The following is a 23894-nucleotide window of genomic DNA, read 5'->3' as shown; positions in this document are numbered from 1 at the left end:
CATGACCAAGCTTCTGATCGACGGCATCGAGGTCGACGTTCCGCCGGAGTATACCGTGCTCCAGGCCTGCGAGGCGGCGGGCGCCGAGGTGCCGCGCTTCTGCTTCCATGAGCGGCTCTCGATCGCCGGCAACTGCCGCATGTGTCTGGTCGAAGTGAAGGGCGGCCCGCCGAAGCCGCAGGCCTCCTGCGCCATCGGCGTGCGCGACCTGCGTCCCGGCCCGAATGGCGAGCCGCCGGTCGTCTCGACCAAGTCGCCCATGGTCAAGAAGGCCCGCGAAGGGGTGATGGAGTTCCTGCTCATCAACCACCCGCTCGACTGCCCGATCTGCGACCAGGGCGGCGAGTGCGACCTGCAGGACCAGGCGATGGCCTACGGCGTCGACACCTCGCGCTATGCCGAGAACAAGCGCGCCGTCGAGGACAAGTATATCGGCCCGCTGGTCAAGACCTCGATGACGCGCTGCATCCAGTGCACGCGCTGCGTCCGCTTCACCACCGAGGTCGCCGGAGCCTCCGACCTCGGCGCGATCGGCCGCGGCGAAGACATGGAGATCACCACCTATCTCGAGCACGCGATGAGCTCGGAGCTGCAGGGCAACGTCGTCGATCTCTGCCCGGTCGGCGCCCTGACCTCCAAGCCCTACCAGAACAAGGCGCGGCCCTGGGAGCTGACCAAGACCGAATCCATCGATGTGATGGACGCGGTCGGCTCGGCGATCCGCGTCGACTCCCGCGGCCGTGAGGTGATGCGCGTGCTGCCGCGCATCAACGAGGCGGTGAACGAGGAGTGGATCTCCGACAAGACCCGCCACATCGCCGACGGCCTCCGCACCCAACGTCTCGACCGGCCCTATATCCGCGAGAACGGCGCTTTGCGCGCCGCGAGCTGGACCGAGGCGCTCGCGCTGGTCGCGTCCAAGCTCAAGGCCGCCAAGCCGGAGCGCATCGGCGCGATCGCCGGCGATCTCGCCGCGGTCGAGGAGATGTATGCGCTGAAGGGGCTGATCGCCGGCCTCGGCTCGAGCAATCTCGACTGCCGCCAGGACGGCGCGAAGCTCGACCCGGAATTCGGCCGCGCCAGCTACATCCTCAACACCGGCATTGTCGGCATCGAGGATGCGACCTCGCTGCTGATCATCGGCTCGAACCCGCGTCGCGAGGCGCCGATCGTCAACGCCCGCATCCGCAAGCGCTGGCTGCGCGGCGACTTCAAGGTCTCGCTGATCGGCGAGCAGGTCGACCTGACCTACGCCTATGACTATCTCGGCGCCGGGCCGGAGACGCTGGCCGATCTGGTCAAGCGTGCCGCGGCTGCCGGCGAGCGGCCGATGGTGCTGGTCGGGCAGGGCGCTTTGTCCCGCAAGGACGGCGCCGCCGTGCTCTCGCTCGCGGCCAAGGCGGCCGAGGTGCTCGGCGCGGTCAAGGACGGCTGGAACGGTTTTGGCGTGCTGCACACCGCGGCGGCCCGCGTCGGCGCGCTCGATCTTGGCTTCGTGCCGGGCGAGGGCGGTCTCGACGTCGCCGGCATGACGGCGGCTGGCGCGCTCGACGTGCTCTTCCTGCTCGGCGCCGACGAGATCGAGGTGCCGGCCGGCGCCTTCGTGATCTACCAAGGCAGCCATGGCGACAAGGGCGCGCATCGCGCCGACGTGATCCTGCCGGGCGCGGCCTATACCGAGAAGTCAGGCACCTACGTCAACACGGAAGGGCGGGTGCAGATGGCGGCCCGCGCCACCTTCCCGCCCGGCGATGCCAAGGAGGACTGGGCGATCCTGCGGGCGCTCTCCGCCTCGCTCGGCAAGCCGCTGCCCTTCGACTCGCTCAGCGCGCTGCGCCGCGAGCTCTACGCCGCCCATCCGCATTTCGCCGCGGTCGACACCGTCGGCGAAGGCGATCGCGCCGGGCTGGCGAAGCTGGCGGGGCAGGGTGGCGCGACCGACAAGGCCGGTTTCGTTCCGGCGGTCGCCGATTTCTACACCACGAATCCCATCGCCCGCGCTTCGGCGGTGATGGCGGAATGCTCGGCGCTGGCCTCCGGCCGCATGCGCCAGGCGGCGGAGTAAGCCTCGATGAACTGGGACCTCGTCCTCGATCTCGCGATCATCGCCGGCAAGAGCCTGCTGCTCCTGGTCGCGCTGCTGATCTTCATCGCCTTCATGCTGCTGGCCGACCGCAAGGTCTGGGCGGCGGTGCAGCTGCGTCGCGGCCCCAACGTGGTCGGGCCCTTCGGCTTGTTCCAAAGCTTCGCCGACCTGCTGAAATTCGTCTTCAAGGAGCCGATCATCCCGTCGGGCTCCAACAAGGGCGTCTTCCTGCTGGCGCCGTTGGTCACCTGCTTGCTCGCGCTGGCGGCCTGGGCGGTGATCCCGATCGCAGAAGGCTGGGCGATCGCCGACATTAATGTCGGCGTGCTCTACATCTTCGCGATCTCCTCGCTCGGCGTCTACGGCATCATCATGGGCGGCTGGGCTTCGAACTCGAAGTACCCGTTCCTCAGCGCGCTGCGCTCGGCGGCGCAGATGGTCTCCTACGAGGTCTCGATCGGCTTCGTGATCGTCACCGTGCTGCTCTGCGTCGGCTCGCTCAACCTCTCGGCGATCGTCGAGGCGCAGAACACCAGGGCGGGCATGTTCGGCTGGTACTGGCTGCCGCTCTTCCCGATGTTCATCGTCTTCTTCATCTCGGCGCTGGCCGAGACGAACCGGCCGCCCTTCGATCTGGCCGAGGCCGAATCGGAGCTCGTCGCGGGCTTCATGGTCGAGTACTCCTCGACCCCGTATCTGCTGTTCATGCTCGGCGAATACGTGGCGATCATGACCATGTGCTCGCTGACCACGATCCTGTTCCTCGGGGGCTGGCTGCCGCCGTTCCCGATCGCGCCCTTCACCTGGCTGCCGGGCGTGGTCTGGTTCGTGCTGAAGGTCATGCTGGTCTTCTTCATGTTCGCCATGGTGAAGGCCTTCGTGCCGCGCTACCGCTATGACCAGCTGATGCGGCTGGGCTGGAAGGTCTTCCTGCCGCTGTCGCTCGCTTGCGTCGTGATCGTGGCGGCGGTGCTGCAGATCACCGGTTGGGGCCCCGCTCCCTGATGGCGGGGCAGGCCGGCCTGATCGGAGCCCTGATCGGCTTCGTCGTCGGCCTGATCGAGTATCGGCTCGTCACGGGTGTTGTGGTTGCGAGCTTACGTCGCACCGACAGCTCGAAGACGCCGGCCGAGAAGGATGATTACGAACGGCGCATCCGCCTGTTGAAGGCGGCGGTGCTGGTGGTGTCGGTGGGCGGTCTGCCCATCGTCGGTTACTTTATCGGCCGGGCCTTGTTCGGCTAGAGCCCGTTCCGATCAGCTTGCACAGCAAGCTGATCGGTAAAACGGTCTCTGATAAAAAGCGGGAGACGGATTCACCGATCAGGTTGTTCCAACCTGATCGGATCCGGCTCCGAGACGAGAGAAGGACGAGACGGATGTCACTCGCGCAGGCCGCCAAGGGACTACTCCTCAAGGAGTTCGTCGGCGCGTTCGCCTTGTCGATGCGCTATTTCTTCAAGCCGAAGGCGACGCTGAACTATCCCTTCGAGAAGGGCGTGCTCTCGCCGCGCTTCCGGGGCGAGCACGCGCTGCGCCGCTATCCCAATGGCGAAGAGCGCTGCATCGCCTGCAAGCTCTGCGAGGCGATCTGCCCGGCGCAGGCGATCACGATCGAGGCCGGCCCGCGCCGCAATGACGGCACCCGCCGCACGACCCGCTACGACATCGACATGACCAAGTGCATCTATTGCGGCTTCTGCCAGGAGGCCTGCCCGGTCGACGCCATCGTCGAGGGCCCGAATTTCGAGTTCGCCACCGAGACCCGCGAGGAGCTGTTCTACGACAAGGACAAGCTGCTCGATAACGGCGCCCGCTGGGAACGCGAGATCGCGCGCAATATCGCGATGGATGCGCCGTATCGCTGAGGATTGCGGCCTGTCGCGCGGTTGTCGCGTCCGGCGGGCCTGACTATAGACGCTCCAAACTGCGGCGGGACTCGGCCCGCCGTGTGACGAAACGAGGGCCGCCCGCAAGGGCGGAAAGGCTGGCGAAGATGAATGCCGCAGCGGCTTTCTTCTATCTCTTCTCAGGCGTCACCATCGCCTCGGCGCTGATGGTGATTTCGGCGCGCAACCCGGTGCATTCGGTGTTGTTCCTGATCCTCGCCTTCGTCAACGCGGCGGGCCTGTTCCTGCTGCTCGGGGCCGAGTTCCTGGCGATGCTGCTGGTCGTCGTCTATGTCGGCGCCGTCGCGGTGCTCTTCCTCTTCGTGGTGATGATGCTCGACGTCGACTTCGCCGAGCTGCGCCAGGGCTTCCTGCAATATCTGCCGATCGGCGGGCTGATCGGCCTGATCTTCGCGGTCGAATTGCTGCTGGTCGTCGGCGCCTGGGTGATCGACCCGCAGATCGTGCGTGCGCCCGTCGCCGCGATTCCCGCGGGCGTCACCAACACGGCTGCGCTCGGGCAGGTGCTCTATACGAAGTACATCTACTACTTCCAGGCGGCCGGCCTCGTGCTGCTGGTCGCGATGATCGGCGCGATCGTGCTGACACTGCGCGACCGCAAGGGCATCAAGCGCCAGGATATCCCGACGCAGAACGCCCGCACCAAGGCTGCGGCGATGGATGTGAAGAAGGTGCCTTCGCGCGCCGGCGTTCCCGAGGAGATGGCGTGATGGTCGGGCTTGGCTCTTATCTGGCGGTCGCCGCGATCCTGTTCACGCTCGGCGTGCTCGGCATCTTCATCAACCGCAAGAACGTCATCGTGATCCTGATGTCGATCGAGCTGATCCTGCTCTCGGTCAACATCAACTTTGTCGCCTTCTCGAGCTTCCTGAACGACATCGTCGGGCAGGTCTTCGCGATGCTGGTTTTGACCGTCGCCGCCGCCGAGGCCGCGATCGGGCTCGCCATTCTCGTCGTCTACTTCCGCAACCGCGGCACGATCGCGGTGGAAGACATCAACATGATGAAAGGCTGAGCGCGGCGACGCGCCCGTAACCTGCCATGTATCAAGCGATCGTCTTCCTTCCCCTGATCGGCTTCTTCATCGCCGGCCTCTTTGGCCGGCTGATCGGCGCACGCGCCTCGGAGATCGTCACCACCACGCTGCTGCTGATCTCGGCGGCGCTGTCCTGGGTGGCCTTCGTCCAGGTCGGCTTCGGCTCCGGCACCACCCGCGTCCAGGTCGCGACCTGGCTGGCTTCGGCCGATTTGCGCGTCGACTGGGCCTTCCGCATCGACACGCTGACCGCGGTCATGCTGGTCGTGGTCAACACCGTCTCCTCGCTCGTGCACCTCTATTCGATCGGGTACATGCACGAGGATCCGCATCGGCCGCGCTTCTTCGCTTACCTGTCGCTGTTCACCTTCGCCATGCTGATGCTGGTGACAGCCGACAACCTCGTGCAGATGTTCTTCGGCTGGGAAGGCGTCGGTCTCGCCTCCTATCTGCTGATCGGCTTCTGGTATCAGAAGCCCTCGGCCAACGCCGCGGCGATCAAGGCGTTCGTCGTCAACCGCGTCGGCGATTTCGGCTTCCTGCTCGGCATCTTCCTGGTCTTCGTCCTGACGGGCTCGGTCGCCTTCGACAGCATCTTCCCGCAGATCGCCGGACTCACGGAGCGCAGCTTCCGCTTCCTCGGCTATGATTGGAACGCGCTGACGCTGACCTGCCTGCTGCTCTTCATGGGCGCCATGGGCAAGTCGGCGCAGTTCCTGCTGCACACCTGGCTGCCGGACGCGATGGAAGGCCCGACCCCGGTGTCGGCGCTGATCCATGCCGCGACCATGGTTACCGCCGGCGTCTTCATGGTGGCGCGCCTGTCGCCGATCTTCGAATACGCGCCGGTCGCGCTGACCGTCGTCGTCGTCATCGGCGCAACCACCGCCTTCTTCGCTGCGACCGTCGGTCTGGTGCAGAACGACATCAAGCGCGTCATCGCCTATTCGACCTGCTCGCAGCTCGGCTACATGTTCGTGGCGATGGGTGTCGGCGCCTACTCGGCCGGCATCTTCCATTTGTTCACCCACGCCTTCTTCAAGGCGCTGTTGTTCCTGGGCGCCGGCTCGGTCATCCATGCGATGCACCATGAGCAGGACATGCGGAACATGGGTGGCCTCAGGAAGCACATCCCGCTGACCGCGGCGGCGATGACGATCGGCACGCTGGCGCTGACCGGCTTCCCGTTCTTCGCCGGCTACTTCTCGAAGGACGCGATCATCGAGAGCGCCTATGCGTCGGTGCCGCATGGCGGCTTCGCCAGCTCCTACGCCTTCGTGCTGCTGGTCGTCGCCGCGCTGATGACCTCGTTCTACTCCTGGCGCCTCTACTTCATGACTTTCGAGGGCGCGCCGCGCTGGGGCGGCCACGGGCACGAGGCGCACGGCCACGACGACCACGCGCATGGCCACAAGGCTGACGATCACGCCCACGCCGCGCATGCTCACGACGATCACGGCCATGGTCACGACCATACGCCGCATGAGAGCCCGCTCTCGATGCTGATCCCGCTCGCCGTGCTGTCGCTCGGCGCGGTCGCTGCCGGCTTCGCCTTCAAGGAGGCGTTCATCGGCCACGACTACGAGCATTTCTGGAAGGCGGCGCTGTTCACCGGCAAGGACAACCATATCCTGCACGCCATGCACGAAGTGCCGAAATGGGTCGTCTGGTCGCCGTTCGTGGCGATGCTGATCGGCTTCCTGCTGGCGCTCTACATGTACGTGCTGCGCCCGGACGTGCCCGGCAAGCTCGCGGCCGCCAACCCGGTTCTCTACAAGTTCCTGCTCAACAAGTGGTATTTCGACGAGATCTACGACTTCCTGTTCGTGAAGCCGGCGATGTGGCTCGGCCGCTTCCTCTGGAAGAAGGGCGACGGCGCCGTCATCGACGGGCTCGGCCCGGACGGGGTCTCGGCCCGTGTCGTCGACGTGACCAACCGTGTCGTGCGGCTGCAGACCGGCTATGTCTACCACTATGCCTTCGCCATGCTGATCGGCGTCGCCGGGCTGGTGACCTGGTACCTCATGGCCCGCGGGTGAGATGATGTTCGGCTTCGGTATCCTCACCGGTCTTCTGGTCCTGCCGCTGGTCGGCGCCGCCTTCATCCTGGCGCAGCGCGGCGACGAGGCTTCGGTCAACTCCAACGCCCGCTGGGCGGCGCTGATCGCGACGGTCGCGACCTTCATCCTGGCGCTGGTCGCCTGGGGCCGCTTCGACTCGGCCAATCCCGGCTTCCAGATGGTCGAGACCCACGCCTGGGTCTCGGACATCATCAAGTTCAAGCTCGGCGTCGATGGCTTCTCCTTCCCCTTCGTGGTCCTGACCGCCTTCCTGATGCCGTTCTGCATCCTGGCGTCCTGGACCTCGGTCAAGAAGCGGGTGCGCGAATACATGGTCGCGTTCCTGATCCTCGAGACGCTGATGATCGGCGTTTTCGTCGCGCTCGACCTCGTACTGTTCTACCTGCTGTTCGAAGCGGGCCTGATCCCGATGTTCCTGATCATCGGCATCTGGGGCGGCAAGCGCCGGGTCTACGCCTCCTACAAGTTCTTCCTCTACACGCTGCTCGGCTCGGTGCTGATGCTGCTCGCCATCATGGCGATGTACTGGAACGCCGGCACGACCGACATCCCGACGCTGCTCGCGCACAAGTTCCCGGTGCAGATGCAGCCCTGGCTCTGGCTCGCCTTCTTCGCCTCCTTCGCGGTGAAGATGCCGATGTGGCCGGTCCACACCTGGCTGCCCGACGCGCACGTCGAGGCGCCGACGGCCGGTTCCGTCATCCTGGCGGCGATCCTCCTGAAGATGGGCGGCTACGGCTTCATCCGCTTCTCGATCCCGATGTTCCCGGACGCCTCGGCGATGTTCGCGCCGCTGGTCTTCGCGCTCTCCGTCATCGCCATCATCTACACCTCGCTGGTGGCGCTGATGCAGGAGGACATCAAGAAGCTGATCGCCTACTCCTCAGTGGCGCATATGGGCTTCGTCACCATGGGCCTGTTCACCCTGACGCCGCAGGGCATCCAGGGCGCCATGTTCCAGATGGTCAGCCACGGCCTGGTCTCGGGCGCGCTCTTCCTCTGCGTCGGCGTGATCTACGACCGCATGCACACACGCGAGATCGCCGCCTATGGCGGCCTGGTGAACCGCATGCCGCTCTATGCGGTGGTGTTCATGATCTTCACCATGGCGAATGTCGGCCTGCCCGGCACGGCCGGCTTCGTCGGCGAGTTCCTGACGCTGATGGGCGCCTTCAAGGCCAATCCCTGGGTGGCGTTCCTGGCGACCACCGGCGTGATCCTCTCGGCCGGCTATGCGCTCTGGCTCTATCGCCGCGTCGTCTTCGGCGAGCTCACGAAGCCCGAGCTCAAGGACATCACCGACCTCAACGCCCGCGAGATCGCGATCTTCGTGCCGCTCGTCCTGCTGACGATCTGGTACGGCATCGCGCCCGGCACGATCCTCGACGCTTTCGCGGCGCCGACCGAAGCCCTCATCAAGAACTATCAGGCCGCCATCACCGCCGCGAAAACGGCGATGCTTGTCGTCCAGTAAGGCTGCTCCGATGACCACCTTGCCCGCTCTCGGTCCGGCGCTTCCGGAAATCATCCTGGCGCTGGGCGCCATCGCCATGGTGCTCTACGGCGCGATCCAGGGCGAGCGCTCGACGCGCACGCTCGAAATCGCGGCGCTCGCGCTTTTCGCGCTGGCGCTGGTGCTCGTCCTGCGCGGCGAGGGCAAGGTCGTCACCTTCAACGGCGCCTTCATCGCCGACGGCTTCGGCCGCTTCATGAAGGTGCTGACGCTGATCGGCGCCGCGGCCGCGATCGTGCTCTCGGCCGATTTCCTGCGCCGCGACGGCGCCATGCGCTTCGAATTCCCGATCCTCGTCGTCCTCGCCACCATCGGCATGATGATGATGATCTCGGCCAGCGACCTGATCGGGCTCTATGTCGGCCTGGAGCTGCAGTCGCTCGCGCTCTATGTCGTCGCCGCCTTCGATCGCGATAATCCGCGCTCGACCGAGGCCGGCCTGAAGTACTTCGTTCTCGGCGCGCTCTCCTCGGGCATGCTGCTTTACGGCTCGTCGATGGTCTACGGCTTCACCGGCACGGTGAGTTATGCCGGCATCGCCGAAGCGGTGAAGGGCGGCCATCCCGGCATCGGCCTGATTATCGGCCTTGTCTTCGTCGCCGCCGGCGTCGCCTTCAAGATCTCGGCCGTGCCGTTCCATATGTGGACGCCGGACGTCTATGAGGGCGCCCCGACCCCGGTCGCAGCCTTCTTCGCCTCGGCGCCCAAGATGGCGGCGATGGCGATGACCGTGCGCATCTTTGTCGGCGCCTTCCCGGGCGCGCTGCATGACTGGCAGCAGATCATCGTCTTCATGGCGATCGCCTCGATGGCGCTCGGCGCCTTCGCCGCGATCGGCCAGACCAATATCAAGCGACTGCTCGCCTATTCCTCGATCGCCAATATGGGCTACGCGCTGGTCGGCCTCGCTGCTGGTACGCCGGCCGGCGTCCAGGGCGTGATGACCTATATGGCGATCTATCTCGCCACCACGCTCGCCGCCTTCGCCTGCGTGCTGATGATGAACCGCAATGGCAAGCCGGTCGAGGATATCGGCGAGCTCGCCGGCCTGTCCCGCACCAATGGCTGGATGGCGTTCGCGATGTCGATGATGATGTTCTCGCTCGCCGGCATCCCGCCGCTCGCCGGCTTCTGGGCGAAGTGGTACGTCTTCCTCGCCGCGATCGAGGCCAAGCTCTATGTGCTCGCGGTGGTCGGCGTGATCACGAGCGTCGTTGGCGCCTATTACTACCTGCGTATCGTCAAGGTGATCTATTTCGACGACGCCAAGCCGGCCTTCGACAAGGGCGACGCCGGCGTGCGCGGCGTCCTGCTGATCTCGGCGCTGTTCGTGCTGGTGCTGTCCTTCCTGCCGGCGCCGCTGTTCGACTCCGCTGCCGCGGCGGCGAAGTCGCTGTTCTGAGCGCCTAAGTGCTTGGCGAATCCGCTCGCGCCGCGGGCTATCGCCTGATCGTCCGCGACGAGGTCGCCTCCACCATGGAGGAGGCGCGGCGGGCGCTGGGCGAGGGCGATCCGGGGCGGCTCTGGATCGTCGCGAAAAGCCAGAACGCCGGCCGCGGCCGGCATGGCCGGCATTGGGGTTCGCCGCCCGGCAATCTCTATGCCAGCCTGCTGCTGGCCACTCCCTGCGAGCCGGCGCTGGCGCCGCAGCTCGGCTTCGTTGCGGGCCTTGCCTTGCACGATGCGGCTGCAGCCGTGACCGGCCTGTCCCATCCGGCGCTCGCCCTGAAATGGCCGAACGACCTGTTGATCCGCGGCGCCAAGACCTCGGGCCTCTTGCTCGAGGGCGAGAACCGGGCAGGGCGCTTCAACGTCGTCATCGGCATTGGCGTCAACGTCGCCTCTGCGCCGGAGGGGACGCCTTACCCCGCCGCCCACCTTTCCGCGCATGCGGCCGAGGCGACCGTCGAGCGCCTGCTGGCAGCACTCTCGGATGCCTGGCACCAGCGCTTCTCGGCCTGGTCGCTGCCGGGCGGCTTCGGCCCGATCCGGGCCGCCTGGCTGGAGCGCGCCGCCTATCTCGGGCAGACGATCACCATGCGTCTGCCGGAAGGTCCGGTCTCCGGCCGCTTCCTCGGCCTCGACGCCTCCGGACGGCTCGAACTGGAGACGGAAGCCGGTCGGCGGCTGCTCGATGCCGGCGATCTCTATTTCGGCTCGATGCCCACTTCTGGCACACCGGCAGGTTGAAGTAACGCGTCCGCCTGCTTCTGCCGCTATGGAGGCGCGTCGGAGAGCATGCTAGGCCTGCCGCCGCGCACTTTGCCCGCCTCAGGATAGAACGTCAGGATTGCCAGTGACCCGTTCCAGCGACCAGCTCGTCTTCGTTCCGCTCGGCGGCCTCGGCGAGATCGGCATGAATGCCGCGCTCTACGGCTTCGGGCCGGAAAAGAAGCGCAAATGGATCCTGGTCGATTGCGGGCTCTCCTTCGCCGGGCCGGAGGCGCCGGGCGTCGACATCGTCCTGCCCGACCTCAGCTACATCATCCAGGATCGGGCCAACCTGCTCGGCATCGTCATCACCCACGCCCATGAGGACCATATCGGCGCGCTCGCCGCGCTCTGGCCCTCGCTGCGCGTGCCGGTCTGGTGCACGCGCTTCGCTGCCGGCCTGCTTGCGACGCGCCGACTGTCGGAGCCCGGCGCGCCCAAGGTCGAGATGAATATCGTCGCCCAGGGAGGGCGCTTCACGCTCGGCCCCTTCGACATCGAATTCGTCCCCGTGGCGCATTCGATCCCGGAATCGAACGCGCTCGCGATCCGCACGCCTGCCGGTCTCGTCGTCCACACCGGTGACTGGAAGATCGACCCGACGCCGCGCGTCGGCCTCCCGACCGACGAAGCCCGCCTGCGCGAGCTCGGCGAGGAGGGCGTGCTGGCGCTGATCTGCGACTCCACCAATGTCCTGCGCGACGGCATCAGCCCGAGCGAGGCCGATGTCGCTGCCAAGCTCAAGGAACTGGTGGCTTCCGCGCCTAACCGCGTCGCCGTCACCACCTTCGCCTCGAACGTCGCGCGCCTGCGTGCCGTCGCGGAGGCGGCGATGGCCAATCAGCGCGACGTCGTCGTCGTCGGCCGCGCCATGGACCGCGTCATCGACGTCGCCCGCGAATGCGGCTTTCTCGACGGCATTCCGGCGTTCCGCGGGGTCGAGACCTATGGCTATCTGCCGCGCGACAAGGTCGTCGCGCTGGTGACCGGCAGCCAGGGCGAGCCGAGGGCCGCGCTCTCGCGCATCGCCGCGGACGATCACCCCGAGATCGCGCTCTCGCCGGGCGACCGGGTGATCTTTTCCTCGCGCACCATCCCCGGCAACGAGAAGGCGGTCGGCGCCATCCTCAACCGGCTGGCGCGCGACAATATCGAGATCATCACCGACCGCACCCATCTCGTGCACGTCTCCGGCCATCCACGGCGCGAGGAATTGGCGCGGCTCTATGGCTGGCTCAAGCCGAAGATCGCGATTCCCGCCCATGGCGAGGACCTGCACCTGACCGAGCACGCCACCTTCGCCCGTAGCCTCGGCGTCAAGCACGTCCTGCGGGCCGGCAATGGCGACGTCGTCGCGATCGCCGAGGACGGGGCCCGCAAGCTCACCGAGGTCCAGCACGGCCGGCTCTACCAGGATGGCGAGCTCCTGATCGGCGCGCTCGACCGCACCATTCCCGAGCGCCGCAAGCTCTCCTTTGCCGGCGTCATCTCGATCGCGGTCGCGCTCGACGAGAAGGGCGAACTCGCCGGCGACCCGGAGGTCGCGCTGATCGGCCTGCCGCTTAGCGCCAAGGACGGCACACCCTTCGACGACATCGTCGCCGACGCGGTCGAGGACCTGATCGAGGGCCTGCCCAAGGGCAAGCGCCGCGATCCCGAGGCCGTGCGCAACGCGCTCGAACGCGGCGTACGCAGCGCCGTCAACGAGGAGTGGGGCAAGAAGCCGCTGGTGAACGCGCTGGTGATCACGGTGTAGGATCGGGCATATCGCCTGCTGAACGCTGCGCCTGAACGGAGCTCTGGGAATGATCGGACGCCTCAACCACGTCGCCATCGCCGTGAAGGATCTCGCGGCTTCGACCGCGCTTTATCGCGACACGCTCGGGGCCCGCGTCTCGCAGCCGCTGCCGCAGCCGGAGCATGGCGTTACCGTGGTCTTCGTCGAATTGCCGAACACCAAGATCGAGTTACTGGAGCCGATGGGCGCCGACTCGCCGATCGCCAAGTTCCTCGAGCGCAATGCCGACGGCGGCATCCATCATATCTGCTACGAGGTCGACGACATCCTCGCCGCCCGCGACCGGCTGAAGGCGCAGGGCGCGCGCGTGCTGGGCTCGGGCGAGCCGCGCATCGGCGCCCATGGCAAGCCGGTGCTCTTCCTGCACCCCAAGGATTTCTGCGGCACGCTCGTCGAGCTGGAGCAGGCCTGAGCCATGACGTCAGAGATCACGTTCTTCGGTGAACCGGAGGCCGGATCGCCACGCCCCTTCAGCCTCGCGGCGCGAGCAGGTGGCCTGGTCTTCGTCTCCGGCCAATCGGCGCCGCATGATCCGGCGAAGGGGATCGTGCGGGGTGAGACGCCGGCCGAGCAGGTGCGGCAGGCCTTGGCGTATATCGCCACGATCCTGGCGCAGGCCGGCAGCAGCCTCGATCGCGTCGTTCAGATGACGATGCTCATCACCGATCCTAGCGACTATGCCGCCTGCAATGCCGAATATGTGAAGCATTTTCCGAATGGCTTGCCGGCAAGGCATACGGCGCGCTTCGGCGTGCCGACGCAGGCCAAGGTCGCGTTCGCCTGCATCGCTCTGGCTGGCGAGGGCAGCTCGTCATGACGGTCGGCGGCGGGCTTGCGGTCTATTTCGTGATCTGGTGGACGGTGCTGTTCGTGACGCTGCCCTTCGGCGTGCGCAGCCAAGCGGAGAGCGGCGAGGTCGAGAAGGGCACCGATCCTGGCGCGCCGGTGCTGCCCGGCTTGGCGACGAAGGCAATCGCGACGACGATCATCGCTGCGGTCGTTTTCTGTATCGTCTGGTATATCTGGACCCAGCTCGACGCCTGAACAGCGTTCAGCGTAATCTAGCGTATAGACCAAAACAAAAGGCAAGGCTTTCGCCCTGCCTTTGAAAGTCTGTTTTTTACCGCAGTATCGGCGCGCCGTTGTTCCCGCGCACTCATATACTAGCGGCTGTTTGTTCCTCCCGAGACCTGGTCCGCGGCGCCCGGAAAACGGTCGGGCGAGCCCAGCGCTGAACTGATTAGCGGATCGCCATTATGTTGTCACCTGTTTAGGCAGCTCGCGATCGAACTTTTTGCAAAATTATTCCAGTTTGCTCTTGTGCGGTGCAACATTGTTCGCCGTGCGCGATTCAGCGCCTTGTTCCAGTCATAGGATGTCGTTACCTCGCAGCTTCAGATGCGCCGGGCCGTTCCGGCGGTCAGGAGAGGTTTTTCGATGCTTCGCACCACGCTCGCCGTCCTGGCAGTTTCCGCTTCGATCGGCCTGGCTCAATCCCAGGCTTTTGCCCAGGCGCCGGCACCGGCCAATCTCGATCCGCAGAACACCCTGGCGCTCGACACCAAGGATGGGCGCGTCACCATCCGCCTGCGGCCGGACCTCGCACCCAAGCATGTCGAGCAGATCAAGGCGCTGACCAAGCGCGGCTTCTATGACGGCATCGTCTTCCACCGCGTCATCGACGGCTTCATGGCCCAGACCGGCGATCCGAAGGGCGACGGCACCGGCGGTTCCGACCTGCCGAACATCCCGGCTGAGTTCACCCCGACGCCCTACAAGCTCGGCTCGGTCGGCATGGCGCGCTCGCAGAGCCCGAACTCGGCCAATTCGCAGTTCTTCATCTGCTTCGAGGGTTGCGGCTCGCTGACCGGCCAGTACACCCTGTTCGGCGAGGTCGTCTCCGGCATGGACGCCGTGCGCAAGATCAAGAAGGGCAGCAGCGCCAATAACGGCTCGGTGAGCGGTCCCGACAAGATCATCCGCATGCGCCTGCTGGCGGACGCCAAGTAAGGCGATGCGCCTGTCGCGCCTGTCCGCGCTTACGCTCCTGCTGGTGTCCTGCGCCAGCGGCACGGCGCTGGCGCAGGACACGCGCGATCTCGGCCTGCCGCCGGCCTCTGGCTTCCAGAACCCCGTCCTGCCGCCGCCGTCCGGCTCGCAGAACCCGGTGCTGCCGCCGCAATCGGGCCAACGCTACATGCCCGGCATCGCCGGCCCTTTCGGCGAGGGCGCGCGCCGCCCGGCCGTGCCGTCGCCGACGCCCGGCGTCGATCGCGGCGTCATCGGCACCGTCAACCCGGAGACGATCGGTCTCGGCGAAGAGACCGTCGACCGGCTCGATCAGATCGGCCCGGCGCTGCGGCGCTGCTGGAAGCCGCCGGCGCTTCAGGCGGGAGACAGTGCGTCCGCCAGCGTCCGCTTCAGCCTGCGCCGCGACGGCACGCTCTTCGGCCAGCCGCGCGTCACCTGGGAGATGCGGCGTTCGCCGCCCGGCCTGCGCGAGCGTTTCACCGACACGCTGATGCGGGCCGTGCGCGATTGCACGCCGATGAGGTTGTCGCCGGGGCTCGGAGGGAGTATCGCAGGCCGCCCGATCACAATCCGCTTCTTCGGCCGTGTGCCGACCAACGAAAGATCAGTCTGATGTCGCTCGATCCCGAGAACACCCTCGTCATGGAGACCACCAAGGGCCGCGTGGTGATCAAGCTGCGGCCGGACCTCGCCCCCAACCATGTCGAGCGCATCAAGCTGCTCGCCCGCGAGGGTTTTTATGACGGCATCGTCTTCCACCGCGTCATCGACGGTTTCATGGCGCAGGTCGGCTGCCCTCACGGCACCGGCACCGGCGGCTCGAGCTACCCGGACCTCGCCCAGGAGTTCAACGCCGAACCGCATGTCCGCGGCATCTGCTCGATGGCTCGCGCCCAGAACCCGAACTCGGCCAACAGCCAGTTCTTCATCGTCTTCGACGACGCCCGCTTCCTCGACAAGCAGTACACGGTCTGGGGCCAAGTCGTTGAGGGCATGGAGAATATCGACAGGATCAAGCGCGGCGAGCCGGTGCGCGATCCCGACTCCATCGTCTCGCTGAAGGTTCAGGCGGACGCCTGAGGCGTTCCGACGCGTCTTGAATACAGTCATCCCGGGTCGACTTGGTCGGCCCGGGATGACTTTTTAGGATCGGTCCATGGACGTCGGTCTCTTTGATTTCGATCTGCCCGAGGAACGCATCGCGCTGCGGCCCGTGAGCCCGCGCGACGCAGCGAGGCTGCTCGTCGTCCGCCCCGACGCGCCCGAGCCTTTCGAGGATCGCGGCATCCGCGACCTCGTCGAGCTGCTGCGGCCGGGCGATGCCCTGGTGCTGAACGATACCCGCGTCATTCCCTCGCGGCTCTGGGGGCGGCGTTATCGCGGCGAGGCCTCGGCCCGCATCGAGGTCATGCTGCACAAGCGCGCGGCGGATGATCGCTGGCGCGCTTTCGCCCGCCCGGCCAAGAAGCTCGCCGTCGGCGAGACGATCGTCTTCGACAGCGACGGCGCCGGCAATGCCTGCGAGCTCGCCCGGTTGCAGGCCGAGGTCGAGGACAAGGGGGAGGGCGGCGATATCGGGCTGCGCTTCTCGCTGGCCGGCCCCTATCTCGACGAGGCGATCGCCCGGCTCGGCGAATTGCCGCTGCCGCCCTATATCGCCGGCAAGCGCGCGACCGATCAGGCCGATGCCCGCGACTACCAGACCACCTATGCCCGCGAAGAAGGCGCCGTCGCCGCGCCGACCGCCGGGCTCCACTTCACGCCGGATCTGTTCGCGGCGCTGAAGCAGCGCGGCGTTTCCAGCCATTTCGTCACGCTGCATGTCGGCGCCGGCACCTTCCTGCCGGTCAAGGCGCAGGACACCGACGAGCACCGCATGCACGCCGAATGGGGCACGGTCAGCGCTGCGACCGCCGATGCGCTCAACGCGGTCAAGGCTGCCGGTGGCCGTATCGTCGCGGTCGGCACGACCTCGCTGCGCCTGCTCGAAAGCGCCACGGCAGAGGACGGCATCATCAAGCCGTTCTCGGGTGACACGGCGATCTTCATCACGCCTGGCTATCGCTTCCGCGCCGTCGACCTGCTGATGACCAATTTCCACCTGCCGCGCTCGACGCTGTTCATGCTGGTCTCGGCCTTCGCTGGCCTCGACCTGATGAAGCGCGCCTATGCCCACGCCATCGCCGAGGGCTATCGCTTCTACTCCTACGGCGATGGCAGCCTGCTGTTCCGGTCCGACGCTGGAGCCTGAGCGCTCCTTCGCCGGACGCGGCGGCACTGTCCCTCTGCCATTCCTTGAACAGCGCGATCAAGCATGGCCTTCGGGCGGGGCGCTCATCGGAATCGGCTTGATCACGTCGATCAGCACGCCGCTCGGATCGGCGGTGATGAAGTGGCGCTGGCCGAACCATTCGTCACGCAGGTCCTGGAGGATCGGCAAGCCGGCGGCCCTGAGGCGTGCATGTTCGGCATCGACATCGTCGACCTCGAAATTCAGGATCAGCCCCGAAACGCATCCGCGGCCGGGGAGGGGGATGGTCTCATGGCTGCCGTCCAGCACCGCCAGCGTCACCCGCTCGTCCACCGTCGACTGCAGATGGACGTACCAGTCGGCCTCGAACAGCGCCTCGAAACCGAAATGCGCGATATAGAAGGCGGCGGTCTGCGCGACCTTCTCGGTCATGATCACCGGGTAATAGCTGGTGACTTTCATGGGCTTGCCTGCCTTTCATCATAAACATACAATCTGCATGTTTTAGTGAATTAACATACAGGCTGCACGTATGCAATGGCCGACGCGCCGATCCAACAAGGACCGCTCCGACGCGACCCGCGCCGCGCTGATCGCGGCAGGGCGTGAGCTTTTCGTCAGCCGCGGCTATGCCGAGACCGGCACGCCGGAGCTCGTCGCCGAGGCGGGCGTGACGCGCGGCGCGCTATACCATCACTTCGCCGACAAGCGCGCGCTGTTCCGGGCCGTGGTCGAAGCGGAGTCGGCGGCGGTCGCGCATGAGATCGAGAGCGCGGCCCGGCCTGGCCTGGCGCCGCTGAAGGCGCTCAGCAAGGGCGGTGCGGCCTTTCTGGAGGCGATGCAGGTCCCGGGCCGGACCCAATTGCTGCTGATCGATGCTGCCGCCGTGCTCGGCCGTGAGGAACTCGACGCCATCGACGCGCGCCATGGCGGGCGGACCCTGCGCGAAGGGCTCGCGGCGGCGATGCAGACCGGTGCGTTGCCGAAGTTGCCGCTGGCACCGACTTCCCAGCTGCTCGGCGCGGCTTACGACCGCGCTGCGCTCGCCATTGCCGGTGGTGCCGACTCCGGCGAATGGCGGAAGCTGATCGATACCGTGCTCGCTGGCTTGGCGGCTCCGGCGCTTTCGCAGCAATAAGCCGGCGCTGACGGCTCTGTGCGGCCGTTCCGGCTCGCATTCTGCCGGCAAAGGTGCTACCCGGCAGGCGAAATCAGTTTCGAGGCGTCATGTCCGATATTTTCCGCGAGATCGACGAGGAGGTTCGCCGCGACAAGGCGAGCGCCATCCTCAAGAAATATGGCAATGTCTTCATCGCCATCGCCGTGCTGGCGGTCGCCGGCGTCGGCGGCTGGCAGTTCTGGCAGCAGCAGGAGCGCAAGAAGGCCGAGGCCGTCGGCGCCAGGTTCGAAGCGGCGATGCGCGCCTCGCGCGACAATGACGCCACTACCGCCGAGGCGACGCTGACCGAGCTCGCCGCCAATGCGCCGGCCGGCTATCGCCAGCTCTCGCGTTTCCGCCTCGCGGCCGAGGTCGGCAAGCGCGATGCGACCGCGGGCGCGGCCGCCTTCGACGCCCTCGCCAACGACGCTTCGCTCGACCAGTATTATCGCGATCTCGCCCGCCTGCGCGCCGGCCTGCTGCGCGTCGACCTCGTTCCTTACGCCGAACTGCGCAAGGAACTCGAGCCGCTGGCGACGCCGACCGGGCTCTGGCGCCATTCGGCCCGCGAATTCCTCGGCATTTCAGCGCTCAAGGCCAATCTCTTCGAGGATGCCGGGCGCTGGTTCGACGCCGTCGTCGCCGACCCGCAGTCGCCGCAGGTGCTGCGCCAGCGCGTCGAGCTCTATCTGACGCTGGTGCGCGGCGGGCCCGTCACCATCAAGAACTGACATCCGGGCCGTCGCATTCAACGGACTCGCCAAAGCAAAAGCATCGGATTCGCTCCGGAAAGTGGAGGGCCACTTTTCGGCGCGGGTCCGATGCTGCATTAAAGACGGATCATGAGCGCCATCATCGCCATCGTCGGCCGGCCCAATGTCGGCAAGTCGACCCTGTTCAACCGGCTCGTCGGCAAGAAGCTGGCACTGGTCGACGACCAGCCGGGCGTCACCCGCGACCGCCGCGAAGGCGAGGCCAGCCTCGGCCATCTCAACTTCACCGTGATCGACACCGCCGGACTCGAAGAGGCCGAGAAGGATTCGCTCGCTGCCCGCATGCGCGCCCAGACCGAAACCGCGATCGAGCAGGCCGATGTCATCCTGTTCATGATCGACGCCAGGCTCGGCCTGACGCCGATGGACCAGCCCTTCGCCGATCTGGTCCGCCGCTCCGGCAAGCCCGTGATCCTGCTCGCCAACAAGGCCGAGGGCAACAAGGGCAAGGACGGCGTCATGGAGGCCTACTCGCTCGGACTCGGCGATCCCGTGCCGTTCTCGGCCGAGCATGGCGAGGGCACCGCCGACCTGCTGGAGGCGCTGGCGCCCTATGTCGCCGACGAGCCCGAGGAGGACGAGGAAGAGGCCTGGGAGGATGTGCCTGCCGCGGTTGCGGACGATGAGGACGCCGATCCGAACCGGCCGCTGCGCGTCACCATCATCGGCCGCCCCAATGCCGGCAAGTCGACCCTGGTCAACCGGATGATCGGCGAGGAGCGCCTGCTGACCGGTCCCGAGGCCGGCATCACGCGCGACACCATCTCGGTCGAGTGGGAATGGCGCGGCCGGCCGGTGAAGCTGTTCGACACCGCCGGCATGCGCAAGCGCGCCCGTATCGACGAGAAGCTGGAGAAGCTCGCCGTGGCGGATTCGCTGCGCGCCATCCGCTTTGCCGAGGTGGTCGTGGTGCTGCTCGACGCAACCATCCCTTTCGAGAAGCAGGACCTTACGCTGGCCGACCTGACCGAGCGCGAGGGCCGTGCGGTCGTCATCGGCCTGAACAAATGGGACCTCGTCGCCGACAAGCAGGGCCTGCTCGCCGAGCTCAAGGAGAAGGCGCACCATCTGCTGGCGCAGATCCGCGGCGTCGAGATCGTGCCGCTCTCCGGCATCGCCGGCGAGGGCATCGACCGGCTGATGCAGGCGGTCTTCCGCGCCTATGACGTCTGGAACCGCCGCGTCTCGACGGCGAGGATCAATCGCTGGCTCGAAGGCGTGCTCTCGGCCCATCCGCCGCCGGCCGTCGCTGGTCGCCGCATCAAGATTCGCTACATGACGCAGGCCAAGGCGCGGCCGCCGACCTTCGCCCTGTTCGGCAACCAGCTCGAGCATCTGCCGGTGTCGTATCTGCGCTATCTGACCAACAATCTGCGCGAGGCTTTCGAGCTGCCGGGAACGCCTGTGCGGCTCCATACCCGCGGCGGCAACAACCCGTACGACAAGGCAAAGGGCTGATGCTCGAGACCGTCAGCGCGCTCTTCCTGCGCGCCGACGGGCGGGTGCTGCTCGGCCTGCGCGCCTCCTGGAAGCGCGCCTGGGCGGACCACTGGGATGCGATCGGCGGCCGGGTCGAGCAGGACGAGGCGCTCGATGCCGCGCTTGTCCGCGAATGCCGAGAGGAGGTTGGGCTGACGCCAACGACCTACCGGTTGATGCTCTCCGCCGAGGAACGTTTCCCCGCGCGCAACGGCGCGGCGCTGCACCATATCTATGTCGTCTCGGGCTGGGACGGCGGCGAGGCGCAAAACCTCTGCGACGAGCATGTCCGGATCGGCTGGTTCTCGCTCGACGAGATGGCGGCCTTGCCGAACCTGACGGTTCCGGACCTGATCGCGGTGGTGCGGGAGTATGCGGCTGCAAGGTAGAGCTGCATCATGCTCGCGCCGCTTCCCGTCCCCCCTTGCCGGAGGAGGTGGCTTGAAGCGCCGGGAGATCCGCTGTCGCTCAGCGCTGTGCCGGAGTCTGGTCTGAAGACGTCAGCGCGCGTGCTTGGGCCTCGTCCGAGCGCGCCCCATCCGGATCACCTGCCGCACGTCTGGCCGCAGCGCGGAAGCTGAAATTCTCGCCGGCGTTCGGCGCCAGGCGAATGGCTTCATCGAAATCGGCGATGGCTTTGGCAAATCGACCCTGGTCGAGATGGGTCAAGCCGCGAACGGATCGGGCCTTCTCGGACGCGGGCGCAAGGGCGACGGCTCGATCGAGATCGGCAAGAGCCCTGTCTGGCTGTTTGAGCCAGGCCTGGATCGATGCGCGCGTGACCAAGAAATCCGCCTGCGACGGGTCGAGGCGGATGGCGGCATCGAGATCGCGTAGCGCGAGCTCGAGGTTTCGCGCATACAGCAGATGGGCCTTCCCGCGCTTGGAGAAAGCAATGGCCGCCTTCGGCTCGAGGGCGATGGCCCGGTCGTAATCGGCGAGCGCCCGGGCGTAAGCGTCGCCTGTCCCCGGCGCCAGAAGATCTGCGCGATCGAGGAGAGCGGCAGCGAGCTCGCGGCCCGTGAGCCTCCCGCTGTCGATCAGCCGCGTGCAGGCTGCGACAGCGTTATCGTGACGCGTGATGATCTCCTGCGCATCGGCCGAGGGGCCGGCCAACGACAACGCGCCGCCCGAGCGACAGGTTCGGCGCAGTTCCTCGGCCAGAGTGGGATCGGGGCTGATGCGAGTGCTGTCCGCTACGGCGTGCCCCGCCGTCACCACGACGATCGATAAACCGAAAGCGGCGAGGGCGGGCAGCGGCGAGAGAGAGCATTGCAGCATTTGTCCCGGTACTCGCCTTGTTCAGCCGATTGTCAGGGCATGCTTACGCCGGCATTTGCGGCGTCAGGATCTTGCCCTGCGGGAAGTCGAAGATCTTGCCGGTCTCGGTCCAGCCCGGCGCGGCGATTTCGACCAGATGCGGCGCCAGATCGTCCGGCGTCTTCAGCGTCATCGGATCCTCACCCGGCATCGCCTGGGCCCGCATGCGGGTCCGCAGAGGGCCCGGGTTGACCAGCATGACCCGCAGATTGGTGTTCCGGGTCTCGTCGGCGTAGCTGCGCGCCATCGCCTCGAGCCCCGCCTTGGAGACCGCATAGGGTCCCCAGTAGGCCAGACCCTTATGCGCCGCGCCGGACGACACGAAGATCGCCCGGCCGGACTCGGAGGCCTTCAGCGCCGGCTCGACCGATTTCAGCAGCCGCCAATTGGCGCTGACATTGATGTCGAAGACCTCGGCCCACTCCTTGGGGCTGACATGAGTCAGCGGCGCCAGCGGGCCGAGGATGCCGGCATTGGCGAGCAGGATGTCGAGCCGACCCCAGCGCTCCAGCAGGGCCGGGCCCAGCTTCTCGATCGCGGCGGCATCGGCGAGGTCCGCCGGCACCAAAGTCGCACTGCCGCCGATCGCCCGGATCTCGTCGTCGAGCTCTTCCAGCGCGCCGGTGGTGCGGGCGAGCGCGATGACATGGGCGCCGGCCTCGGCATAGGCGAGCGCCGCGGCGCGGCCGATGCCGCGCGACGCGCCGGTGACGAGCGCGATGCGCCCTTCCAGAGGCTTGGTCATGAAAGTCCCGTCGAAAGGCTCAGCCGGCGGCGAGCAGCGACATTTCCTGCTTGGCGCTCTCGCCGACGACATCTGTCAACGAGGTCGGATATTCGCCGGTGAAGCAATGGTCGGTGAATTGCGGCCGGGTCGGATCGCGGCGCTCATGGCCCATCGCCTTGTAGAGCCCGTCGACCGAGATGAAGGCGAGCGAATCGGCGCCGACGAACTGGCGCATCTCCTCGAGCGTATGCGTCGCGGCGAGCAGCTTCGCCTGGTCGGGTGTGTCGATGCCGTAATAGTCGGGATGGGTGATCGGCGGCGAGGAGATGCGGAAATGCACCTCGCGCGCTCCGGCCTCGCGCATCATCTTGACGATCTTCAGCGAGGTCGTGCCGCGCACGATCGAGTCGTCGACCAGCACGATGCGCTTGCCCTCGACCACGCTGCGATTGGCCGAATGCTTCAGGCGCACGCCGAGCTCGCGCACCTTCTGCGTCGGCTCGATGAAGGTGCGGCCGACATAGTGGTTGCGGATGATGCCGAGCTCGAACGGGATGCCGCTCGCCTGGGCATAGCCGAGAGCGGCCGGCACGCCGGAATCCGGCACCGGCACGATCACGTCGGCCTCGGTCGGGGCTTCCAGCGCGAGCTGCGCGCCCATCGCCTTGCGGCGCTCATAGATGCTGCGGCCCTTCACGATCGAATCAGGCCGGGCGAAGTAGATGTATTCGAAGACGCAAGGCCGCTCCGGCACGGGCGGGAAGGGCTTGTGGCTCTCGATGCCCTGCTCGGAGATGACGACGACCTCGCCATTCTCGATCTCGCGGACGAACTTGGCGCCGATGATGTCGAGCGCGCAGGTCTCGGAGGTCAGGATCGGGCAGCCGTTCAGCTCGCCCAGCACCAGCGGGCGGATGCCGAGTGGATCGCGCGCGCCGACCAGCTTCTTGTTGGTGATGCCGACGAAGGCATAGGCGCCCTCGATCTGGCGCAGCGCATCGATGAAGCGCTCGATGAACTTGGGTTTGCGGCTGCGGGCGACGAGATGCAGCACCACCTCGGTGTCGGAGGTCGACTGATAGATCGCGCCGTCGCGGACGAGGTTGCGCCGCAGCGTCAGACCGTTGGTCAGGTTGCCGTTATGCGCCACCGCGAAGCCGCCGCCATGCAGTTCGGAGAACAGCGGCTGGACATTGCGCAGGATGGTCTCGCCGGTCGTCGAGTAGCGGACATGGCCGATCGCCTGCCTGCCCTTGAGCTTCTCGATCACGCCGGCGTCGGAGAAGACGTCGCCGACCAGGCCGAGTTGGCGCTCGGTGTGGAAGCGCTTGCCGTCGAAGGAGACGATGCCGGTCGCCTCCTGGCCGCGATGCTGCAGGGCGTGCAGACCGAGCGCGGTCAGCGCCGCCGCATCCTCATGCCCGAAGATGCCGAAAACGCCGCACTCCTCGCGCAGGCGATCGGCATTCGGGTCGAACACGGCGTCGGCATCGTGGATCAGGCTCATCGCAGGCTCCAAT

General features: G+C 66.7%; 26 protein-coding genes. 22 read left to right on the top strand and 4 right to left on the bottom strand.

The window, feature by feature from the left end:
* The first annotated feature begins 1 nt into the window (after position 1).
* From nuoG to queA, 18 genes are all read left to right on the top strand, one after another.
* Positions 2 to 2065 carry an NADH-quinone oxidoreductase subunit NuoG gene (gene nuoG, locus BMZ69_RS02005; protein WP_092154249.1) on the top strand — a complete coding sequence of 688 codons (2064 nt, stop codon included), beginning with the start codon at positions 2 to 4 and terminating at the stop codon, positions 2063 to 2065.
* 6 nt (positions 2066 to 2071) lie between these two features.
* Complete coding sequence (gene nuoH, locus BMZ69_RS02000) at positions 2072 to 3091, top strand: NADH-quinone oxidoreductase subunit NuoH (protein WP_092154247.1); 1020 nt, start codon at positions 2072 to 2074, stop codon at positions 3089 to 3091.
* Complete coding sequence (locus BMZ69_RS01995; RefSeq protein ID WP_092154245.1) at positions 3091 to 3330, top strand: hypothetical protein; 240 nt, start codon at positions 3091 to 3093, stop codon at positions 3328 to 3330. Before nuoH ends, BMZ69_RS01995 begins: the two co-directional genes overlap by 1 nt.
* A gap of 134 nt (positions 3331 to 3464) precedes the next feature.
* Positions 3465 to 3953: an NADH-quinone oxidoreductase subunit NuoI gene (nuoI, locus tag BMZ69_RS01990; protein ID WP_057192642.1), complete on the top strand. Its 489-nt coding sequence runs from the start codon at positions 3465 to 3467 to the stop codon at positions 3951 to 3953.
* A 128-nt stretch (positions 3954 to 4081) separates the two neighbouring features.
* Positions 4082 to 4705, top strand: coding sequence for an NADH-quinone oxidoreductase subunit J (locus BMZ69_RS01985; RefSeq protein ID WP_092154243.1), 624 nt, complete (start codon positions 4082 to 4084; stop codon positions 4703 to 4705).
* A complete protein-coding gene (gene nuoK / locus BMZ69_RS01980) occupies positions 4702 to 5010 on the top strand; it encodes an NADH-quinone oxidoreductase subunit NuoK (RefSeq protein WP_092154241.1) in 309 nt (102 codons plus the stop codon). Before BMZ69_RS01985 ends, nuoK begins: the two co-directional genes overlap by 4 nt.
* A 26-nt stretch (positions 5011 to 5036) precedes the next feature.
* Positions 5037 to 7070: an NADH-quinone oxidoreductase subunit L gene (gene nuoL / locus BMZ69_RS01975; protein ID WP_092154239.1), complete on the top strand. Its 2034-nt coding sequence runs from the start codon at positions 5037 to 5039 to the stop codon at positions 7068 to 7070.
* Positions 7071 to 7074: 4 nt separating this feature from the next.
* On the top strand, positions 7075 to 8586 hold the full coding sequence (locus BMZ69_RS01970; RefSeq protein WP_092154633.1) for an NADH-quinone oxidoreductase subunit M: 1512 nt from the start codon (positions 7075 to 7077) through the stop codon (positions 8584 to 8586).
* Positions 8587 to 8596: 10 nt separating this feature from the next.
* A complete protein-coding gene (gene nuoN, locus BMZ69_RS01965) occupies positions 8597 to 10027 on the top strand; it encodes an NADH-quinone oxidoreductase subunit NuoN (protein ID WP_092154237.1) in 1431 nt (476 codons plus the stop codon).
* Between the two features lie 8 nt (positions 10028 to 10035).
* Positions 10036 to 10815 (top strand): biotin--[acetyl-CoA-carboxylase] ligase, encoded by a 780-nt coding sequence (locus tag BMZ69_RS01960; protein ID WP_244543165.1) that lies wholly within the window; start codon positions 10036 to 10038, stop codon positions 10813 to 10815.
* A gap of 106 nt (positions 10816 to 10921) precedes the next feature.
* Complete coding sequence (locus BMZ69_RS01955; protein ID WP_092154235.1) at positions 10922 to 12592, top strand: ribonuclease J; 1671 nt, start codon at positions 10922 to 10924, stop codon at positions 12590 to 12592.
* Between the two features lie 49 nt (positions 12593 to 12641).
* Entirely contained in the window at positions 12642 to 13046 is a 405-nt protein-coding gene (gene mce, locus BMZ69_RS01950) for a methylmalonyl-CoA epimerase (RefSeq protein ID WP_092154233.1), read from the top strand.
* A 3-nt stretch (positions 13047 to 13049) separates the two neighbouring features.
* Positions 13050 to 13451, top strand: coding sequence for a RidA family protein (locus BMZ69_RS01945; protein ID WP_092154231.1), 402 nt, complete (start codon positions 13050 to 13052; stop codon positions 13449 to 13451).
* Positions 13448 to 13678 carry a DUF1467 family protein gene (locus tag BMZ69_RS01940; RefSeq protein WP_092154229.1) on the top strand — a complete coding sequence of 77 codons (231 nt, stop codon included), beginning with the start codon at positions 13448 to 13450 and terminating at the stop codon, positions 13676 to 13678. Before BMZ69_RS01945 ends, BMZ69_RS01940 begins: the two co-directional genes overlap by 4 nt.
* 393 nt (positions 13679 to 14071) lie before the next feature.
* Positions 14072 to 14644: a peptidylprolyl isomerase gene (locus tag BMZ69_RS01935; RefSeq protein ID WP_092154227.1), complete on the top strand. Its 573-nt coding sequence runs from the start codon at positions 14072 to 14074 to the stop codon at positions 14642 to 14644.
* Between the two features lie 4 nt (positions 14645 to 14648).
* On the top strand, positions 14649 to 15278 hold the full coding sequence (locus BMZ69_RS01930; RefSeq protein ID WP_092154225.1) for a hypothetical protein: 630 nt from the start codon (positions 14649 to 14651) through the stop codon (positions 15276 to 15278).
* Positions 15278 to 15745: a peptidylprolyl isomerase gene (locus BMZ69_RS01925; protein ID WP_092154223.1), complete on the top strand. Its 468-nt coding sequence runs from the start codon at positions 15278 to 15280 to the stop codon at positions 15743 to 15745. The genes BMZ69_RS01930 and BMZ69_RS01925 overlap by 1 nt, the downstream gene beginning before the upstream one ends.
* Positions 15746 to 15821: 76 nt before the next feature.
* A complete protein-coding gene (gene queA, locus BMZ69_RS01920; protein ID WP_092154221.1) occupies positions 15822 to 16916 on the top strand; it encodes a tRNA preQ1(34) S-adenosylmethionine ribosyltransferase-isomerase QueA in 1095 nt (364 codons plus the stop codon).
* Between the two features lie 57 nt (positions 16917 to 16973).
* Here queA and BMZ69_RS01915 read toward each other — a convergent pair whose 3' ends face one another.
* Entirely contained in the window at positions 16974 to 17378 is a 405-nt protein-coding gene (locus BMZ69_RS01915; protein ID WP_092154219.1) for a VOC family protein, read from the bottom strand.
* A gap of 70 nt (positions 17379 to 17448) precedes the next feature.
* Here BMZ69_RS01915 and BMZ69_RS01910 point away from each other — a divergent pair, with 70 nt between their 5' ends.
* The 4 genes from BMZ69_RS01910 to BMZ69_RS01895 all read left to right on the top strand — a co-directional run bounded on the left by BMZ69_RS01910 (position 17449) and on the right by BMZ69_RS01895 (position 20716).
* Positions 17449 to 18054 carry a TetR/AcrR family transcriptional regulator gene (locus BMZ69_RS01910; protein WP_092154217.1) on the top strand — a complete coding sequence of 202 codons (606 nt, stop codon included), beginning with the start codon at positions 17449 to 17451 and terminating at the stop codon, positions 18052 to 18054.
* Positions 18055 to 18143: 89 nt separating this feature from the next.
* Complete coding sequence (locus tag BMZ69_RS01905) at positions 18144 to 18806, top strand: tetratricopeptide repeat protein (protein ID WP_092154215.1); 663 nt, start codon at positions 18144 to 18146, stop codon at positions 18804 to 18806.
* Between the two features lie 111 nt (positions 18807 to 18917).
* Positions 18918 to 20306: a ribosome biogenesis GTPase Der gene (gene der, locus BMZ69_RS01900; RefSeq protein ID WP_092154213.1), complete on the top strand. Its 1389-nt coding sequence runs from the start codon at positions 18918 to 18920 to the stop codon at positions 20304 to 20306.
* The gene (locus tag BMZ69_RS01895; RefSeq protein WP_092154211.1) at positions 20306 to 20716 is read left to right on the top strand and encodes an NUDIX hydrolase; all 411 of its coding nucleotides are present in this window, start codon (positions 20306 to 20308) and stop codon (positions 20714 to 20716) included. Before der ends, BMZ69_RS01895 begins: the two co-directional genes overlap by 1 nt.
* Positions 20717 to 20795: 79 nt before the next feature.
* On the opposite strand, the gene BMZ69_RS01890 is transcribed toward BMZ69_RS01895, so the two are convergent.
* Genes BMZ69_RS01890 through purF form a run of 3 tightly spaced genes read right to left on the bottom strand, consistent with a single transcriptional unit; the run spans position 20796 to position 23881 of the window.
* Positions 20796 to 21608: a tetratricopeptide repeat protein gene (locus BMZ69_RS01890; RefSeq protein ID WP_092154209.1), complete on the bottom strand. Its 813-nt coding sequence runs from the start codon at positions 21606 to 21608 to the stop codon at positions 20796 to 20798.
* A 43-nt stretch (positions 21609 to 21651) separates the two neighbouring features.
* Positions 21652 to 22392 (bottom strand): SDR family NAD(P)-dependent oxidoreductase, encoded by a 741-nt coding sequence (locus BMZ69_RS01885; RefSeq protein ID WP_092154207.1) that lies wholly within the window; start codon positions 22390 to 22392, stop codon positions 21652 to 21654.
* Positions 22393 to 22411: 19 nt separating this feature from the next.
* On the bottom strand, positions 22412 to 23881 hold the full coding sequence (purF, locus tag BMZ69_RS01880; RefSeq protein ID WP_092154205.1) for an amidophosphoribosyltransferase: 1470 nt from the start codon (positions 23879 to 23881) through the stop codon (positions 22412 to 22414).
* Positions 23882 to 23894 lie beyond the last annotated feature (13 nt).

It is taken from the genome of Allobosea sp. CRIB-10 (genome assembly GCF_900112185.1).
Classification (GTDB): Bacteria; Pseudomonadota; Alphaproteobacteria; order Rhizobiales; family Beijerinckiaceae; genus Allobosea.
This window is presented reverse-complemented; position numbering and strand designations above follow the sequence as displayed.